Raw genomic sequence first — 17271 nt, forward strand, 5'->3', positions numbered from 1 at the left:
ATTACTCGTATTTCGACACGGTCGTGAACGGCTACCTGATCGAACAGGGCGCGCTCGACATCGCGGCGAGTACCGTCATCGGCCTCGTGGTCGAAACCCAATGCAATTACTTCGCCCCGCTCGCCTTCCCTGAAACGGTGATTGCGGGCCTGCGCGTCGCGCATCGCGGCACATCGAGCGTGCGCTACGAGATCGGCATCTTCCGCGGCGATGAGCCCACCGCCGCGGCGCAGGGCCATTTCGTGCATGTCTATGTCGACCGCGCCAGCGGCCGGCCGGTGCCGCTGCCGCACGCGCTGCAGCGCGCGCTGGACGGGCTGGTTATTGCGTAGCGAGGCTTGGCGCCGCTCTAACCGCTCCCCTCCCCTCGCGAGTTTCGTTCTTCACCTCCCCCCTTGCGGGGGAGGTCGGCCGCCGCAGCGAAGCTGAGGCGGACGGGAGGGGGGTGAACCGAGTTCCCCGCACGCAAGTCGGGCCTGCCCGACTTGCGCATGATGTATGCCGAACTCGGGCAAGCCCGAGTTCGGTGGGGAGGGAGCGCACTGAGCTTGCGGCTCACGCTTGCCCCGCCGCATAAAAGGACTATATTCCTCTTCATGCGCCTCCCCTACCGCTCCGCCTTCGATGGTCCCAGCCGCGTCCGCGTCACGCCCGATGCGCCCGGCGGCTTTCCCGAGCGCGCGCCGCGCACGCGCCGCCCCCATGGCGATGCGAAGGTCGCGGCGGTGCGGGCGCTGATCGAGCAGACGACGCTCACCTACAGCGAGATCGAAGCGCGCACCGGCGTCGGCCGGGCCAGCATCTGCCGCTGGACGCGCGACCAGAACTGGCAGCGGCCGGTCTTTGCGCCGCGCGCGACCGACACCGTGCCGCGCGAAAGGGCCAGCGCGCGGCTGAAGCGCCGCACGCTTGCATCGCGGCTCGACGCGCTGGCCGAGCGTTATGTGCGCGAACTGGAAGCCGACCCGGGCGTCGATCTCGACAAGCTCGCCGCAGCGCTCGAACTGGCGAAGATGGCCAAGCTCGCGGCGCGGCCGAAAAAGCGGCGGCGCGCACTCTCTCCTCCGGTCGTGCCCGCGCAACAGCGCGGAGCGCGTCCTGCACAAGATGCGGGGACCCGGGGGCAGCAATCTCATGAGTCAGCGGCAGACATCCTGAAGCGCCTGCGAGCCGAAGGGGTGCGGCTCGATCGCGCACCGGAAGCAGCGGTGCGCGATGTCATCGACAGCCATCGCCCACCCGAGGACAACCGGCACACGCGCCCGCGCGGGCGCAGGTCGCGGCGCAACAGGGAGCATGGGCGGATGTTCGATTGGGGACGGTAGAAGCTTCCCGTGCACTTTGCCCCTTCGCTTATCCTGCCCCTGAAACATCGACAACAACAATTGCGATGCGTTCCTTACGATCGGCGGGCAACAGTTCCCGTAACATCCTCTCCATTTCTTCCGGTGTCCCTGGACGCGGTTGGCCACCGGGGTGAGACGGGATATCGCGCGGTCGCTTATCGCCAAACCAAAGAACGACATAGACCCCGAATCCGTGAGCAGCGGGGTCATGAACATAGAATCGCTCAAGCTGTTCATCGGCCGCTTTCCAAACATCTCGATGATAGTCACGCTTGAGCTCACACAGGATCTTACGCTCCGGCATAGCAACTGAAATATCGGCCCGTTTGTCGCGCGCCATGTGGCCTTCGGGCTCCACCATAACGGAAAGCGGGACCAGTCCGATGCGCAAACGATCGATTAGCCTATCCCTGCAGACATCCTCCGGAAGCGGGGTCTCATGCCTCCCATAAGAATCAAGATTCCAGAAGAGCTTATAGCCATCGGTATTATCTCTGGTGATCCAGAAACGCACATCGTCAAGATGTCCGAGCACCATCGCGTGGAGATCGCCAACAGTCGCCGGAGGTCCTTTTGTGAGCGCATTCAGAGTGTGTGACCAGTCAGGCCGGTCATACTCCACCTCGCGGCGGCGGGCCTGCTGCCGCGCTTTGGCATTCAGCAGAAATGATCGATATGATGCGAGCACAGGCAGCGCTTCGAGCCGCGCCAGCGATTGCGCTGCGGTCTCAGAAGGGTTCGCACTTATCTGGTTGATAAGGGCATTGAAGTAGTCGGAGGCGTCCCAAGCATTAGTGTCGCCGGACCACCCTACCGCGGGCGGAGGCGTATAAGGGTGCAGCGCTCCGATCAGCCGAGCAATAAATTCGAGTTGGGGAAGAGTGAGCGTAATTGTTTGCCTGCCATTGCCATGGCGACCACTCGCAAAATCGCGAAGATCGAAGACTAAACCCCGACGACCCCGCGCCGTTGTTTCTACAGCCGCCTCAAACTGAGACGGCGAGACAATGTACGCCGCCGCAAGCCACTGATCGTATTGCGGCTGGTCAACTAACACTTTGTGATCAATCACCGGCACAGCGAGATCGACGAAGCCCCGGTGCGCCTCAGGCACCGCGAGCATCGCATCTAGCAGCTCATTTAGCCGGAAACGGTTTGCATTCGGAAAATCGCGCAAGAATTCGAGTATCGTTTCGGCACGATACGGTTTGAATGCCTCTTCAGTCAGAAGTGCGCGCAATCCGTCGACATGCTGTTCGCTCTCGGCAAAACGAACACGCGCGATTGCCTTGTATGCTGTATGGACCAGATCAGGGCGCTGGTCTAGCGCCGCGTTCTTCCAGGCTGGCACCCGCCAGCGTTGCTTTCCGTCTTGGGTCTCGGGGATTGGATCGACCAGATCGAGAACAATGGCTGCAGACAACAAGTCGTCAGGAAATGCGGACAGCCCACTGTCTGCCGCAAAGCGCTCGTCCATCGCCACCAACACGGCACGCCACCAAATTTGCACACGGCCGATCGTAGCCATATCCACGACGGCCTGGAGCCCGGGACGATCGCGGCGCGAAAGCGCTGCCTTGAGCCCTTCCATCGCGGCAGGAACGTTCTCCTCACCAATGAAGAATGCAAGCCGCTCCTGCGGAGTTGCCTGCGCATCTGCGCCGGCGAACAGTCCATAATAAATTCCGGCGAGAAACCCGAGCCAGCCTGTATGAGATCCGGCACGGATTGCGGCGATTTCCTCTTTGAATTTTGTACGATTCTCCGCTCGACCCCTTTCCTCTTTGGCCTCACGAGCATCGCGCTGAATCTTGTGCTCTAGATAGCGGTCGGGAAGCTTGGTGCAGACCGACGTATCCCGGATTGACAAAAGCCAGGTATCGCCCTCGCCAAAATCATAGACTTTTTCGAACACGTCTCGGCCCAGCTGAGACTCGCTGCGCCAAATAAACGAAAAAGACATTTCGTAAAGAAACACCCGCCTGGCACTACCCGCAGGCGCTTTCATAAAATGACTAATCAGCAACCCCAGCATTTCGTCCGACGCAAGAAGATGGAGTGTCGCCTCTTGAAAATGGTAAAGATCACGCCAGCGTTCATCATCGGTCCGGCATTCCGATAGGAAGTAATCTGCAATTGCGAGCAGTCGATCCGGCTTTGCTCCAATCGCAGAGCGGAACTCATCCCGACCACCGCTATAGTTGTCTCTAAAAACGCGGTTTACGTGAAGCCATTGCAGCGCTCGGCCGGGTTCGATCTCGGCCAGTTCATTCCAGGCCCGCATGAGAATGCGTTCATAGAACCTGGCTATCTCCCATGCATTACGACGAGCGATTTTCGTCGTGCGCTGACGACGCTCAATGCCGTCCAGAATGGCAGGAATATCAATCAATGGCAGCGCGTCTGCCAAGAACCACAGCACCCCGCCCGGCAGTTCATTCGGGCTTGACCAGATGTCACGGATCAGCGCGAACACATCCTGAGGCCGGAACGGATCGCCGTACATGGCCCGAAGAATATCCACACGTAGTCTTAGTTCATCAACCTGCTTTCCAAGCCCACTGCGGTAGAGGTCAGCCAGTACATTCTTGCCAATGGTGCCCAACTTGAGCAGCGCCTTGACAGCAAATCGGCGCTCCACATAACTCGATTTGCTTCTTACCACGATCATGGCGAGGTCGTCTGTCAGGTCTGGCTGCGGCACCCCAAGCGCCAGTGCCTCAACCACTATCGAGCGCACGCCAAATCCCGCCTGTTCAGAGTGCATAACCTTGCGGAATGCCTCGATCATGTCCGCGCGTGACAACGCACCCACCGGAGGCTCCCCCCAAGCATCGCGCCGAAACCACGGATCTTTCTGGGAGAGATGACCGAGCGCCTCGACAAGACGAGCACAGTTCGACGGGGAAAGCGAGGATGCATCGCCATAAATTAGGACACCGTAAGGATCTGCATCGATCAGACGCGGCGCGTGTTCCGGAAGATGCACGGCCAGCCACGCATGCAGACCGCGCAACTCAGGAGCGGGATGCCCATCCACTCCAAGGAGAGCTTGCAGACGCAATAAGGGGAGACCGCCTCGGACGGCACTCGCAAGCCATGCAGCGCCAAGATATTCTGCCGTTGTGCGGTGCGCGTAATCCACGCTCTGGGGAGATGCGCCTGCCACGAACACGCGGCGCGTCAACGCAGCCTGCACAAGTTCACGGTCAAGAAGGTCGAGACTACGATAGCCTGGAAGGGCAGCCGAACCGGCTTGTTCGGTTAGCCCGATTCCTTCGATATCGCTGATGAGTCTTGCGGCAAGGATCGCACCCGCGACTGGGCGTAACTCTTTCGCCGAATACTTGCCTAACTCTTTCACCGCATGATTGCTGTCGGATTCTTCAAGCATCAGATCGGTCGAGAGCTCGAACAGCGCCTTGCGCGTTTTCGGCCATTGTCCGCTGCGGACAACGCGAATTAACATCAGAAGATTTTGCGGGTTTTCTAAAAGCTCTCCAAGTCCACGCTCTTGGGCTTCTCTCGGGAAGGCTTCCGCCTCTGCCGCCGTGAGGCCATGCGCCATAAGAACAGCAAGGCCTTCTTCTTTGCTCAGAGTGGTGAGGCCTAGAACCGTAGGCTTTCCTCCGCTCTGCTCAAAAAACGGCCCTAGCGATACGAGATCACTTTCACCGAGCCAATCGGCCGCCCGGCAGGACAACCTTACCTTTGCTGGCGCAGCCTCGAACAGCTTACCGACTAGCGCGTCGAGTGTGTCCCGATCTCCGCGCCCAGCGCGCTTCTCATCGAGACCGTCGATAAAAAGTGTCTCTCCCTTGGTTCGGACCGGAGTAGCCAAGAAAGTCCGTACAGTTACGTAGCGGCCGCCCTCGGTACCCGAAAAAGCACGAAACAGGTGAGACTTGCCCGCACCAGGATCGCCAAGCAGCACGATATTTGCGAGCGAGGAGTACTCCGAGAAATACCGCGGACGAGTGTCCTCGCTTTGCCTCGACGGAAATATTTCACGTACAATTCGATCCACGGATGCGCAACAAGGCGTTAATTGAAACCGTGAATATTAGCGCAAACTCCCCTTTGAACAAGTCAATCCCTCGCGCAGCTAACAGCAAGGCGCGTTATTCAGTCGCTACGCGGGTCATTTTCCTCACTCCTCCTTGAACCCATATTCCGGCACGTTGCCCGTTGCGCCGTAATACTTGTACGGCAGGAACTTGCCGCTCATCGTGATCTTCACGCGGTCGCCCTTCGGATTGGCGACGCGCTCGAACGCGAAGTCGAAGTCGATCGCCGACATGATGCCGTCGCCGAATTCCTCCTCGATCAGCGCCTTCCAGGCCGGCCCGTTCACCATCACCATCTCGTAGAAGCGATAGATCAGCGGATCGGTCGGCGGCATCGGCGTGCCGTCGCCGCGCATCGGCACCTCGTTGAGCAGCGCCACTTCCGTCTTCGACAGCCCGAACAGGTCGCCGGCCTTCATCGCCTGCGGCTTGGTCAGCTTCATCTGGCCGAGCAGCGCCCCGACAATCAGCGTGTCGGAAAAGCCGCCGATCTCGCCGCAGATGTGTTTCCACGTCCAGCCCTTCTCGCGCTTGATGTCGAGGATCTTCTCGGTGAGGTCGCTGCGTTTCATGTGAGGTCTCCCTGGATGCTCTCTCAGTGGTCATGCGCGGGCTTGACCCGCGCATCCATCGAGACAATGAGTCATGCGTTCGCGATGGATTGCCGGGTGGAAAGGGCGTTCACGCCCGTCTTCGACGGGCTTTCGCCCGGCAATGACGTGGATAGAGTGTCACCGTTACCCGCAACCACCACCGGCTCCGCGACGCCGGGCCGGATCACCGGCACATGGCGCGGGTCGAAGGTCGGATTTTCCTTCGTGAAGGTGCGGCTGCGCTCGACCAGGAAATCGATGATGTGGTTGCGCACCGCGTAATAGAGCGGGTGCTTGTGAAACTCGGTGCGGCTGCGCGCCTTCGGCAGCGGGTTCTCCACGATCTCGGCGAGCACGGCGCCGGGCCCGTTGGTCATCAGCACGATCCTGTCGGCGAGATAGATCGCCTCGTCGACGTCGTGGGTGATCATGAACACGGTCTGGCCGGTCTCCTGGCAGATGCGGCGCACCTCGTCCTGCAGCGTGCCGCGCGTGAGCGCGTCGAGCGCGGAGAACGGCTCGTCCATCAGGAGGATCTTCGGATCGATCGAGAGCGCGCGCGCGATGCCGACGCGCTGCTTCATGCCGCCGGAGAGTTCGGACGGGCGCTTGTGCTCGGAGCCGGTGAGGCCGACGAGGTCGATGAATTTCTGCGCCTGCGCGTGCACCTGCGCGGAGGACCATTTGCGCCACTTCGAGGTGACGGCATAGGCGACGTTGCCCATCACGCTGCGCCAGGGAAGGAGCGAATGACCCTGGAAGATCACCGCGCGGTCGAGGGAGGGGCCCTCGATCGCCTGGCCGTCGACGATCACCGCGCCGTCGGACGGCGTGTCGAGGCCGGCGAGGATGTTGAGCACGGTGGTCTTGCCGCATCCGGAATGGCCGATCACGCAGACGAATTCGCCGCGCTGCATCGGCAGCCAGAGATTGTCGAAGATGGTGGTCGTCGCTCCGCCGGGTGCGGGGTAGCGCTTGGCGATGCTCTCGATGGAGATGAAGCTGTCGGCCATGGTCGTCCTATTCCGGGAAGGTGACCATGCGCTGGAAATACGCAAGAATTTGATCGAGAACCATCCCAACAATACCAATCAGAAGAATTGCATTGATCACATTCACAATCGACAAATTATTCCATTCGTTCCAGACGAAGTAACCAATGCCTGTTCCCCCGACCAGCATCTCGGCCGCGACGATGACAAGCCACGCGATGCCAATAGAGATGCGCATGCCAGTCAATATAGTCGGGGCCGCAGCAGGGAGGATGACGGTGAAAGCTCTCCGAATAGGTCCGACCTCGAGTGTGCGCGCGACGTTGAGCCATTCCTTGCGCACGGCCGATACGCCGAACGCCGTGTTGAGCAGCATCGGCCACACCGAGCAGATGAAGATGACGAAGATCGCCGACAGCGATGAATCCTTGATGGTGTAAAGCGCGAGCGGCATCCAGGCGAGCGGCGAGATCGGTTTGAGCACCTGGATGAATGGATCGAGCGCTCGGCTCATCAGCGGGGACATGCCGATCAGAAAGCCGATCGGAAGCGCCACGATGACCGCCAGAAAGTAGCCGGTCAGCACGCGAACGAGCGAATAGGCGAGCTGAATTCCGACGCCCTTGTCGTTCGGACCCTTGTCGTAGAACGGCTGGTTCAGGTGCTCCCACAGCTTGCGCCCGACATCGAGCGGACCCGGCATTGCCGATTTGCCTTGCGTCGCCGTCATGCCCATGAGCTTGGCGTATTCCGGGTCCATCTGCGCAACCGTGCCGGTCCCGCGGGTGGCGAGGTGCCACGCCGCGATGAACACAGCAAACAATGCGATCGATACGATCGCGGCGCGAAGCGTGAGCGAGCGTGTCATGGCTGTCCCGGCCGGTCCACCTTCACGCCGACTTCTTGATCTTGAAGCTTGCGAGATAGTCCTCCGGCTTCGACGGATCGAACGTCTTGCCCATCACGATGAAGGACTTGGTGGTCGACGCAGGCGGCGTCAGGCCGACCTCCTTCATCAACTTGGTGGTGTCGGTCGCGAGGAACACCTGCTTGGCAATGCCAGCATAGTCGACGTCGCCCTTGATCTGGCCCCAGCGCATCATCTGGGTCAGGATCCACACCGCAAACGACTCCCACGGGAACGGATCGAAGTCGACGCGGTTCGGCACCTTCTGGATGCTTCCAAGGCCATCGGCGAAAGTCCCCGTGAGGATCTGCTCCAGCACGATCTGCGGCTGGTTCAGATAATTCGCGGGCGCGATCGCTTCGGCGATCTGCTTTCGGTTCTCCGCCTTGTGTGCAAACGCGGTCGCATCGATGATCGATTTGAGCAACGCCGCATAAGTATTCGGCATCGTCTTCACAAATTCATTCGATGCCGCGAAGGCACAGCACGGATGCCCTTCCCAGATATCCTTCGTCAGGATGTGGATGAAGCCGACGCCGTCGAACACAGCGCGCTGATTCATAGGATCGGGGCCGAGGAATCCGTCGATATTGTCGGCACGCAGGTTCGCCACCATTTCCGGCGGCGGCACCGCGCGGATCTGCACGTCGGCGTCCGGGTCCAGTCCGTGCTCCGCCAGATAGTAGCGCAGCAGGTAATTGTGCATCGAGTAATCGAACGGCACAGCGAACTTGAAGCCCTTCCAGCTCTTGGGATCGCGCTTGTCCTTGTGCTTGACGCTGAGCGTGATGGCCTGGCCGTTGATGTTTTCCACCGCCGGCATCGTGTATGGCGTCGGCGTCGAGCCTGCACCCATGGTGATGGCCAGCGGCATCGGCGACAGCATGTGCGCGGCGTCGTATTCCTTGTTGAGCGTCTTGTCGCGGATCACCGCCCATCCGGCCGTCTTGATCACTTCGACGTTCAACCCATGCTTCGAGTAGAAGCCCATCGGGTGCGCCATGATGATCGGCGTCGCACACGTGATCGGAATGAAGCCGACCTTGAGGTCCTTTTTCTCCAGCGGAGCGCCCTGCCCGAATACCTCGGTCGCAGTCGAGAGCGGGAAGAATTGCGAGATCGCCGCAAGCGCGGTCGAAGCGCCGACCGATTTCAGGAACGCTCTACGAGCGACGTCTTTCGGAAACATTGCGCGCATAACCGCGGAGGCGACCACGCCCTCATAGCGCTTCTCCTCGCTTTGCGGCGCCTCGACCGGAGCGCATTGCAGTTGCCGGATGGCATCGCGCTCATGTTCGGCCTGGCTGACATGACGGCCGCAGGAGCAACCGGAGGAATTCAGCATACGTTTCGAGTCGAACGGATTGTCGAAGGTGGACATCGAACCTCTCCCGCCTGTGCCTGTCGCAGACGGCGCCGCTTGAACGCGCCGCCATGGTTGCTTCTGAGAGAGCAAAGTCAGTGCCAGTTACCCAATGGACCGGGGGCGACATGTCGCAGGCGCAAATTCCCGAGGAAAAGCGGGGCAGACGATTTACGACTTTTCGTAGATTACGAAATTTGGTAACAATCTTTCGCCGGGCGCCAGAGCGCCATCATGACTCTTCATTCCAGCCTGCTCGAAATTCAGGCAACGAGCGCATCTCCTGCCGGCTTTGGGCGCATTTTCGAAGCAGCGCCCGCACCGATGATCGCGCTCAACCCGGCAACCGATCGTGTCCTGGATGCCAATCCCGCGGCCAGCCAGCTGCTCGGATATGACCGCGCGATGTTGCGCGAGATGCGGGTCACGGCGCTGCATCCCGGCCAATTGCCGGCGCTGATCGTGTTCACCGATGGCGTACTGGCCAAAGGTGAGTACCGGACGCGCGGATTGAAGCCCCGCCACGCCACGGGACATGAGCTTGCGGTCGAATATGCCGGGAGCCGGCTCAGCGAAGGGGCCGCGCCGGATCTCCTTCTGGTTGTCACCGATCTCGCCGCGCAGCGAAAGCGCGATACCGATACCGAAGCCGATCTTTACATCCGCAGCGGACTTGAGGAATGGCAACGCACCGAGCGGTTCTTCCGCGATGTCGAGCGCGAGAACCAGCTTATTCTGCGCGCTGCCGGTGAAGGCATCTACGGCGTCAACGCCGACGGCAAGACCACCTTCGTCAATCCCGCGGCCGAACGGATGCTGGGCTTTACGGCGGAGGAGCTGGTTGGCAAGGACATGCATTCCATCGTGCATCACACGCACGCCGACGGTTCGCACTATCCCGCGATTCATTGCCCGATCTATGCCGCCTTTCGCGACGGCGCGGTGCATCAGGTCAGCAACGAAGTGTTCTGGCGGAAGGACGGCAGTCGCCTCTTCGTGGAATACACATCGACCCCGATCCGTGATCGCGGCAGCGTGGTCGGAGCCGTTATCGTGTTCCGCGACATCACGCAGCGCCGGGAGGCGGACGAGAAGCTGCGTCTCGCGCTTTCCGAAGTGGATCAACTGCGAAAGCGCCTCGAACAGGACAACGAATATCTGCAAGAGGAAATTCGCCAGCAAACCGATCATCGCGGCATCATCGGCGTTAGCGCCGCGATGCAGAAGACCCTGCGCCAGGTCGAGCTCGTGGCGCCGACGGAAGCCAGCGTTCTCATCACGGGTGAATCCGGCACCGGCAAGGAGCTGGTCGCCCGCGCCATCCATGGCGCGAGCAAACGCAGCCATCGCCCGCTGATCCGCGTCAATTGCGCGGCGGTCGCCCGCGACATGTTCGAGAGCGAGTTTTTCGGTCACGCGCGAGGCGCGCTGGCGGGCGCACTTCGGGACCGGCCCGGGCGTTTTGAGCTGGCCGATGGCGGCACGCTGTTCCTCGACGAAATCGGCGACATCCCTCTCGGGCTACAGGGCAAGCTCCTGCGCGTGTTGCAGGAGGGACAATTTGAACGCGTCGGCGAAGCGCGTACGCGCCGTGTCGATGTGCGCGTGATCGCCGCGACCAATCGTGACCTCGCAGCAGCGGTGCGTGAGAAGCAGTTCCGCGAGGATCTCTATTTCCGGCTTAACGTCTTCCCGATCGACTGCGTCCCCTTGCGCGAGCGCACCGAGGACATCCCTCTGCTCGCGCAGCATTTCCTCAAAGCGGCCGCGCACAAGCTGAAAATAGGCGCCGTCCGACTGACAGAGGGCGACGCGCGCAGGCTCGTGCAATATGCGTGGCCCGGCAATGTCCGCGAATTACAGAACGTCATGGAGCACGCGGCAATTCTGGCGCGCGACGGTCGCATCCGCATCGACCTGCCCTCCGCCGGCATGCGCGCGGCCGCAGGCCGCTCCGATGCTGCCACGTTGCTGACGGAGGACGAACGGCGCGATCGAGACCGCGCCAACATCGTTGCGGCTCTGGATGCCTGCGGCGGCAAGGTGTTCGGGCCAGGCGGCGCTGCCGAATTGCTCGACGTCCGGCCAACCACCCTCACCTCCCGCATCAAGGCGCTAGGGATCACGGTGAACAAGAGGAAGCGCTCATAGTCGTCCGCTGAGGCGAGCCATATCGACCCTCACGGTCCGCGCCTTCGCGGGGAACATTTGCTACACCTAAAGACACGACACCGCTTGCCAAGTCCGCGGCCGCGTGCCGGAATCGGGTCATGAGCGCGGAAGTCATCATCGGCGACAAGCGGCTCGCCCCCCATCGCCTGCGCGCAGCGATCCTGGGCGAGGTCCATGCGCGTCCGTTCCGGGCATTGCCGACACCGGCACGCATCCTCCATTTCGCCTTCGACACCGTGGGCGAACAGGCGCATCAGGATCGCAACGCGCTGACCGAATTGTGCGTCCGGCGAGGCGTGACGCCGCCGCTTCCGTCCGACCGGCACTTCCACATCACGTTCGGAGGCACCGGGCTGCGCTGGGAGCAGCATTCCGAATTCACGACCTATACGATCGAGTTGCCCGCCGACCCGGATACGCCGCCGTTTCACCCCTCCCCGGCCTCGCTCGCAACACCCATGACGCTGGTGCCACAGCCGGGACCATTGCTGGTGGCGATCGATCTGCATCTCATGACGGACAGGCCCGACCGTCTCGCGGTCGAACGCCATTTCAATCGGCCGAGCCTTGCGGTCGCGGAGAATTCGGATGGCACTGCGGTCTACGCGACCGATTTCCATCCCGATCCTGAAGGCTTTGTCCGCATCCTCGTGCTCGATCGCGATCTCGGGCCGGAGCGCGCCGGCGCGCTGGTCCAGCGTCTGCTCGAACTCGAAACCTATCGCACGCTTGCGCTTCTCGGCCTGCCCAAGGCACAGGAATTGACGCCATCCATCAACCGGATCGAACGCGGCCTCGCGGAACTGACCAGTGAACTACAAAAAACTTCCTCACTGGCGGACAATAACCGGCTACTCGACGAACTCACGGCCCTCGCGGCCGAACTCGAAGCCGGCGCCGCCGGCAGCCTGTTCCGGTTCGGCGCAAGCCGCGCCTATGACGACATCGTGCAGACGCGGCTGCGCATCATCGGAGAACGCAAGGTCGGTGGATTGCCGACCTGGTCCTCGTTCCTCGCCCGCCGCATGGCGCCCGCGATCCGCACCTGCATTGCCACCGAGGAGCGTCAGGCCAATCTCTCACGCAAGCTTGCGCGTGCCGCGCAGCTTCTACGCACGCGCGTCGATGTCGAGGTCGAGCAGCAGAACCGCGATCTGTTGCGCTCGATGAATGCCCGCACGCGCATGCAGCTTCGGCTGCAGACGACGGTTGAAGGTCTCTCGGTCGCGGCAATCAGCTATTATGTCGTCGGACTGTTCGGTTATCTGGTGAAGGGCCTGCACGACGCGGGCTGGCCTATCGAACCGACATTCGCGACCGCTATCTTCGTGCCGATCGCGGCACTCGCGATCTGGTGGACCGTGCGGCGCATCCGCCATCGGCATGTCGGCAAGGACGATGAGCACGAGGTGTAGCGAATATCCGCTCGTCCCCGGAAGGCGGGGACCCAGCGCATGACTCTTCCACCACTCGCGGGAATGACTTGAGCCGAAGCTCACATGGGCGGCGTCAGACCATCCTTGCCGACACTCACGCGCGATGCGGTGAACGTGCCGTCCGGCTGGCGAGCGGCTGCAACGATGAAGATCTTCGCACCCGGTTTCAGATCGGCCATGCTGCCGGGGACATAGGTCACGATCGGCGCACTTGGCGGAACGACGATTTTCTGTTCGCCGTCCTTGTGTTTCACCGTGATCGTCTCGCCGTCCACGCTCTTGACCATGTTGGCGACGGTCGCGTTTGTCATCATGCTCTTGGGCTGGTTGTCCCAGGGGAAGTGCCCCTCGGCGGTGCCGCGCAAGGCTTCCGGGAAGATGTGGACGTGCATCGCGCGCTGCGTGCCGTCGGGCTGAGGCATGGAGGATACGCCGATATACGAATTCGGCTTGATGTCCTCCAGCTTGACCGGAATGATCCCGGAGATCCCCACATTGTCGGCGAGCTTGATTTTCATCTCCGAGCCGTCGCGCGACTTCACAGTCATAATCGGGCCCTCGAGCGATACGATCTCGCCGCGCACACGCACCGGCTTGTCTTGAGCGAACGCGCTGCCCGCGATGCTCAAAGCCACGAACGCAGCGGCGATGGATGATAGTCTGATGCTAGCGATCATGGACCTCTCCCTGGTGCAGCTTTTGGACGCCGCATACCGGGAGGAACACCTGAATTGAGGCGCTATTCCGTGCATCCCTCAGGGTGGTGCCGGCCGCTCAATAATAGCCCGGCGTCGCGCCGCCATCGACCGGGATCGCCGCGCCCTGAATATGGCGTCCCCTGGCGCTGCAGAGGAACGCCGCAAGCGCGGCGACATCCGCCGGTTGGCCCATGCGCCGAATACCGTCATGCGCAACCGCCTCGACGCGAATTTCGTCCATGGTCTTGCCGGCGGCGCTGGCGCGTTGCGCAAACAGATCCTGGATACGGTCGGTTTCGGTCAGACCCGGATGGATGATGTTGACGTTCACGCCATCCTTCATGCCAAGCCGCGACAGCGCCTTCGAAAAATTTGCCATCGCCGCATTGCAGGACGAACCGATCGTGAAATCGGCGCCCGGCGTACGCGCCGCACCCCCGCCGATATTGACGACCGAGCCCTGCGCATCCTTCAGCATCGGCCAGAACAGGCGCGACAGCCGCACGCATCCGAAGAATTTCAATGCGAAGCCGTCCTGCCAGATCTCATCGCTGAGTTCGAGAAAATTACCGGCGCGCGTTGCACCAGCATTGTTGATCAGCACGTCGCAGCGGCCGAGGCCCTTCTTCACCAGCGCATGCAGCTTCTGGCAATCCTCCAGCTTGCGCAGGTCGAGCGCCGCGGTGACGGCCTTCGGCCCGCCGGTCGACGCGACCGCTTCGGCGGCGGCGGCGAGGTTGCGCTCCGATGTCGCGGCAATCACCGTCTGCGCGCCTTCCTTGGCAAAGGCCTCGGCAATACCGAGTCCGATTCCGCGGCTACCGCCGGTGACAACGACAACCTTGTTGCTGAACTCACCCATGGTGTGCGCCTCGCTCTACTTCGCCTTGCCGCGCCGGACCACGTCGCGGGACCGCGCGGCGGCAGCCGATTTTGCCCGCGGCTGCGGGTTCTCGAGAATGCCGATCACTTCGTCGAGCAGATCATAGACCTGCTCGAGCCGCTCCAATCCGATCTCCTGCGCGAGTTGCGCATAGATCTCCTCGGATTTCGGCGCGACCGTCTCAAACAGACGCCGGCCCTTCGCTGTCAGCGATAGGCTGACGCGCCGCTGATCCTGCTTGTTGGCTTTCCGCGAGATGAGCCCGTCGGCCTCGAGGTTCGGCAGACTGCGCGAAAGCGAGGCCGTGTGCAGGCAGCAGGCGCGGCCGAGCGCCGCCATGTCCAGCGCGTCGACTTCGTTCAGCGCACGGATGATGCGCCATTGCTGGTCGGTCAGACCGTTGGCATTGAGATGCGGACGAAACCGCTGCATCACCGCTTCCCGCGCCAGCATGAGCTGCATTGGCAGCGAGCGCTGGAAGGGGCGCATGCGCGAGGTCATAGCCCGTCCTCAACCCCGTTCCGCAGCGTGCCGATTTCCGGTACGGTCACCTCGACCACATCGCCCGGCTTCAGCCATTTCGGCGGATCAAACCGTGCCCCCGCACCGGTGGGCGTACCGGCCACGATCATGTCGCCCGGCTTTAGCGTGGTGAAGGTCGTAATGTAGGAGAGGAGATAATCGTAATTGAAGATCAGGTTCGCGGTGGTGTCGTCCTGACGCACCTCGCCGTTCACCGTCGTCTTCAGATGCAGCGGCTTGCCGTATTCGATCTCGTCCGCCGTCACCATCCACGGGCCGATCGAACCCGAGCGATCGAAATTCTTGCCCTGCGTGACGTTGAACTTGGCGTGCCGCAGCCAGTCGCGGATCGTGCCCTCGTTGCAAAGCGTGTAGCCGGCGATGTGATCCTTCGCCTGCTCGGGCTTGATGCGGTGGCATTCCTTGCCGATGACCAACACGATCTCGCCTTCGTAATCGAGTTGCTCGGATTCCGGCGGACGGATCAGCGGCGCGCCGTGCCCGACGAACGAGCCCGGGGTGCGGAAGAACATGCTCGGATATTTCGGCAGGTCCGAGTTGTCCTTGTACTCCTCGTTGCGGTTCGCGTAATTCACGCCGATGCAGAGGATCTTCTCCGGCCCGACGACCGGCGGCAGCAATTCGACGTCGGTCAGCGCGAAGTCCGGCCGGGCATCCTTCGCTGCATTCCGGACTTCGTCGAGCGCACCCGCGCGCAACACCTCGAGCAGCGACTGATAACGCGGCAGGCGCGAACGCATGTCGATCACGCCGTCGCCGGAGACCACGCCGAAGCCGGAGCGGCCGCCTTGATTGAAGCTTACGAGTTTCATTCTGCGGCTTCGCTCGTCAGCATGCCGGCGCGCGAGAGAACGCCGTCGAGACGCTTTTCCAGTTCGGGCGTCGCCGGCACCATCGGCAGACGGTGCTCGTTGCGGTCGACGATGCCGAGCCGCTTCGCCATGTATTTGATGGGGATCGGATTGGTATCGTAGAAGATCGCCTTGTTCAGCCCATACAGACGGTGATGCAGGTCCTGCGCGGTCGCGAGATCGCCACGCCACACCGCTTCGCACAGATCGGACAGAACACGCGGCCGCAGATTGCCGACCGCATTCATCAGCCCGCAGGCGCCGATCGCCATCATCGGAAAGGACAGTTCCTCCAGCCCGACGAAAATCTTGAAGTCGTGGCCGGCCGCCGCGAGGCATTCGGTGACGAAATCGAGATCGAGCGAGGCATGCTTCATGCCGACGAAATTCGGCGACTTCTCGCGCAACTCCTTCACCGTATCGATCTTGATGTCGATCGCGGCACGGCCGGGGATGTGATAGATCATCCAGGGCAGATCGATGCCCTTCATCACTTCAAGATAGTAGGCGATCATGCCGCGCTGCGGCGGCCGCGTATAATAGGGCGTGACGATCAACAGCGCGTCCGCGCCTACCTTTGCGGCATGTTCGGTCAGGATCCGGGTTTCCCAGATCGCCTGCGAGCCGGTGGCGGCGACGACCGGCACGCGCCCCTTCGCGACTTCGACCGACAGGGTGACCAGGCGATTGCGCTCCTCCGTCGTCAGAGAGGCCGGCTCGGAGGTTGTCCCGTTCACCAGGATGCCGTGGGAACCCTCGCGGATCTGCATCTCCACGAGCTTCGCATAGGCGTCGTAATCGACCTCACCGTTCTTGAACGGCGTCAGCAGCGGCGGAATCGAACCCTTGATGCGCTCTAGCGGCAACGGCATGGACGGCCTCCCGAATTTCTGTGAGCGTTGGACGCTCTCGTTTCCGGGCAAAACCGTCTTGACGTCCCGCCCGGCGAAATGATTAACATGTTAAAGGTCTCCACCGGGGCGCGTCAACGACCCCCAACAAAGACAGGCGACGAGGAGGATCCATGCCACATATCATCGTGGAATATTCGTCCAATCTCGATAAGTCGATGGACGTCCCTGCCCTTTTGAATGCGCTGCATCAGGCGATGATCGATACCGGCTCTGCGCCGCTCGAAGGCATCCGCACGCGCGCCGAGCGCCGTGAGCATTACTGTGTCGCGGACCGCAACCCGGACAATGCGTATGTGCACATCATTGTCCGTATGCGCGAAGGCCGCCCGAAGGAGGTCTACCAGAAGGTCGCCGAGATGCTGATGGCGGCGGCGGAAAAGTCGCTCGAGCAGACGCTGCAGAAACATCCGATGCAGCTTGCGCTCGAGATGCACGAGATCACCCAGCTCACCTTGCGACGCGACACGCTGCGCAAGAAAGAGAAGGCGGCGTAGCGCCCTTTTTTA

Annotated in this window: 15 protein-coding genes; 5 read left to right on the forward strand and 10 right to left on the reverse strand. The window is 61.7% G+C overall.

Annotated features, from left to right (window positions below; translation table 11 throughout):
- The coding region (locus VNZ93_RS19255; protein ID WP_325708894.1) for an acyl-CoA thioesterase at positions 1-332 on the forward strand (332 nt) is incomplete at its 5' end.
- A 159-nt stretch (positions 333-491) separates the two neighbouring features.
- Positions 492-1325, forward strand: a complete 834-nt coding sequence (locus tag VNZ93_RS19260; RefSeq protein WP_325708897.1) for a hypothetical protein — start codon at positions 492-494, stop codon at positions 1323-1325.
- A 28-nt stretch (positions 1326-1353) separates the two neighbouring features.
- On the opposite strand, the gene VNZ93_RS19265 is transcribed toward VNZ93_RS19260, so the two are convergent.
- From VNZ93_RS19265 to VNZ93_RS19285, 5 genes are all read right to left on the reverse strand, one after another.
- Positions 1354-5280 carry a hypothetical protein gene (locus VNZ93_RS19265; RefSeq protein WP_325708900.1) on the reverse strand — a complete coding sequence of 1309 codons (3927 nt, stop codon included), beginning with the start codon at positions 5278-5280 and terminating at the stop codon, positions 1354-1356.
- 216 nt (positions 5281-5496) lie between these two features.
- Positions 5497-5985, reverse strand: a complete 489-nt coding sequence (cynS, locus tag VNZ93_RS19270; protein ID WP_325708903.1) for a cyanase — start codon at positions 5983-5985, stop codon at positions 5497-5499.
- A gap of 71 nt (positions 5986-6056) precedes the next feature.
- A complete protein-coding gene (locus VNZ93_RS19275) occupies positions 6057-7019 on the reverse strand; it encodes an ABC transporter ATP-binding protein (protein ID WP_325708906.1) in 963 nt (320 codons plus the stop codon).
- A 7-nt stretch (positions 7020-7026) separates the two neighbouring features.
- On the reverse strand, positions 7027-7866 hold the full coding sequence (gene ntrB, locus VNZ93_RS19280; RefSeq protein ID WP_325708909.1) for a nitrate ABC transporter permease: 840 nt from the start codon (positions 7864-7866) through the stop codon (positions 7027-7029).
- Between the two features lie 22 nt (positions 7867-7888).
- On the reverse strand, positions 7889-9286 hold the full coding sequence (locus VNZ93_RS19285) for a CmpA/NrtA family ABC transporter substrate-binding protein (RefSeq protein WP_325708912.1): 1398 nt from the start codon (positions 9284-9286) through the stop codon (positions 7889-7891).
- Positions 9287-9592: 306 nt separating this feature from the next.
- On the opposite strand from VNZ93_RS19285, the gene VNZ93_RS19290 reads away from it, so the two are divergent.
- Together VNZ93_RS19290 and VNZ93_RS19295 are read left to right on the forward strand one after the other, a co-directional pair.
- Entirely contained in the window at positions 9593-11419 is a 1827-nt protein-coding gene (locus tag VNZ93_RS19290; RefSeq protein WP_414710125.1) for a sigma 54-interacting transcriptional regulator, read from the forward strand.
- 119 nt (positions 11420-11538) lie between these two features.
- Entirely contained in the window at positions 11539-12855 is a 1317-nt protein-coding gene (locus tag VNZ93_RS19295) for a DUF3422 domain-containing protein (protein WP_325708918.1), read from the forward strand.
- 80 nt (positions 12856-12935) lie between these two features.
- On the opposite strand, the gene VNZ93_RS19300 is transcribed toward VNZ93_RS19295, so the two are convergent.
- The 5 genes from VNZ93_RS19300 to dapA form a co-directional block, all read right to left on the reverse strand.
- Complete coding sequence (locus VNZ93_RS19300) at positions 12936-13553, reverse strand: hypothetical protein (RefSeq protein ID WP_325708921.1); 618 nt, start codon at positions 13551-13553, stop codon at positions 12936-12938.
- A 97-nt stretch (positions 13554-13650) separates the two neighbouring features.
- On the reverse strand, positions 13651-14436 hold the full coding sequence (locus tag VNZ93_RS19305) for an SDR family NAD(P)-dependent oxidoreductase (RefSeq protein ID WP_325708924.1): 786 nt from the start codon (positions 14434-14436) through the stop codon (positions 13651-13653).
- A gap of 15 nt (positions 14437-14451) precedes the next feature.
- The gene (gene hpaR / locus VNZ93_RS19310) at positions 14452-14958 is read right to left on the reverse strand and encodes a homoprotocatechuate degradation operon regulator HpaR (protein WP_325708927.1); all 507 of its coding nucleotides are present in this window, start codon (positions 14956-14958) and stop codon (positions 14452-14454) included.
- A complete protein-coding gene (locus VNZ93_RS19315) occupies positions 14955-15812 on the reverse strand; it encodes a fumarylacetoacetate hydrolase family protein (RefSeq protein ID WP_325708930.1) in 858 nt (285 codons plus the stop codon). The genes hpaR and VNZ93_RS19315 overlap by 4 nt, the downstream gene beginning before the upstream one ends.
- Complete coding sequence (gene dapA, locus VNZ93_RS19320) at positions 15809-16723, reverse strand: 4-hydroxy-tetrahydrodipicolinate synthase (protein WP_325708933.1); 915 nt, start codon at positions 16721-16723, stop codon at positions 15809-15811. The genes VNZ93_RS19315 and dapA overlap by 4 nt, the downstream gene beginning before the upstream one ends.
- A 152-nt stretch (positions 16724-16875) precedes the next feature.
- Between dapA and VNZ93_RS19325 the strand changes: the two genes are divergently transcribed.
- The gene (locus VNZ93_RS19325; RefSeq protein WP_325708936.1) at positions 16876-17259 is read left to right on the forward strand and encodes a 5-carboxymethyl-2-hydroxymuconate isomerase; all 384 of its coding nucleotides are present in this window, start codon (positions 16876-16878) and stop codon (positions 17257-17259) included.
- Positions 17260-17271 lie beyond the last annotated feature (12 nt).

Source organism: Pseudorhodoplanes sp., assembly GCF_035565795.1.
Classification (GTDB): Bacteria; Pseudomonadota; Alphaproteobacteria; order Rhizobiales; family Xanthobacteraceae; genus Pseudorhodoplanes.

Coding starts and splice junctions, on each gene's coding strand:
- cynS (WP_325708903.1), bottom strand. CDS start 5,985: ATGAAACGCAGCGACCTCACCGAGAAGATCCTCGACATCAAGCGCGAG.
- VNZ93_RS19315 (WP_325708930.1), bottom strand. CDS start 15,812: ATGAAACTCGTAAGCTTCAATCAAGGCGGCCGCTCCGGCTTCGGCGTG.
- ntrB (WP_325708909.1), bottom strand. CDS start 7,866: ATGACACGCTCGCTCACGCTTCGCGCCGCGATCGTATCGATCGCATTG.
- VNZ93_RS19290 (WP_414710125.1), top strand. CDS start 9,593: ATGATCGCGCTCAACCCGGCAACCGATCGTGTCCTGGATGCCAATCCC.
- hpaR (WP_325708927.1), bottom strand. CDS start 14,958: ATGACCTCGCGCATGCGCCCCTTCCAGCGCTCGCTGCCAATGCAGCTC.
- VNZ93_RS19305 (WP_325708924.1), bottom strand. CDS start 14,436: ATGGGTGAGTTCAGCAACAAGGTTGTCGTTGTCACCGGCGGTAGCCGC.
- dapA (WP_325708933.1), bottom strand. CDS start 16,723: ATGCCGTTGCCGCTAGAGCGCATCAAGGGTTCGATTCCGCCGCTGCTG.
- VNZ93_RS19260 (WP_325708897.1), top strand. CDS start 492: ATGATGTATGCCGAACTCGGGCAAGCCCGAGTTCGGTGGGGAGGGAGC.
- VNZ93_RS19295 (WP_325708918.1), top strand. CDS start 11,539: ATGAGCGCGGAAGTCATCATCGGCGACAAGCGGCTCGCCCCCCATCGC.
- VNZ93_RS19325 (WP_325708936.1), top strand. CDS start 16,876: ATGCCACATATCATCGTGGAATATTCGTCCAATCTCGATAAGTCGATG.
- VNZ93_RS19300 (WP_325708921.1), bottom strand. CDS start 13,553: ATGATCGCTAGCATCAGACTATCATCCATCGCCGCTGCGTTCGTGGCT.
- VNZ93_RS19285 (WP_325708912.1), bottom strand. CDS start 9,286: ATGTCCACCTTCGACAATCCGTTCGACTCGAAACGTATGCTGAATTCC.
- VNZ93_RS19275 (WP_325708906.1), bottom strand. CDS start 7,019: ATGGCCGACAGCTTCATCTCCATCGAGAGCATCGCCAAGCGCTACCCC.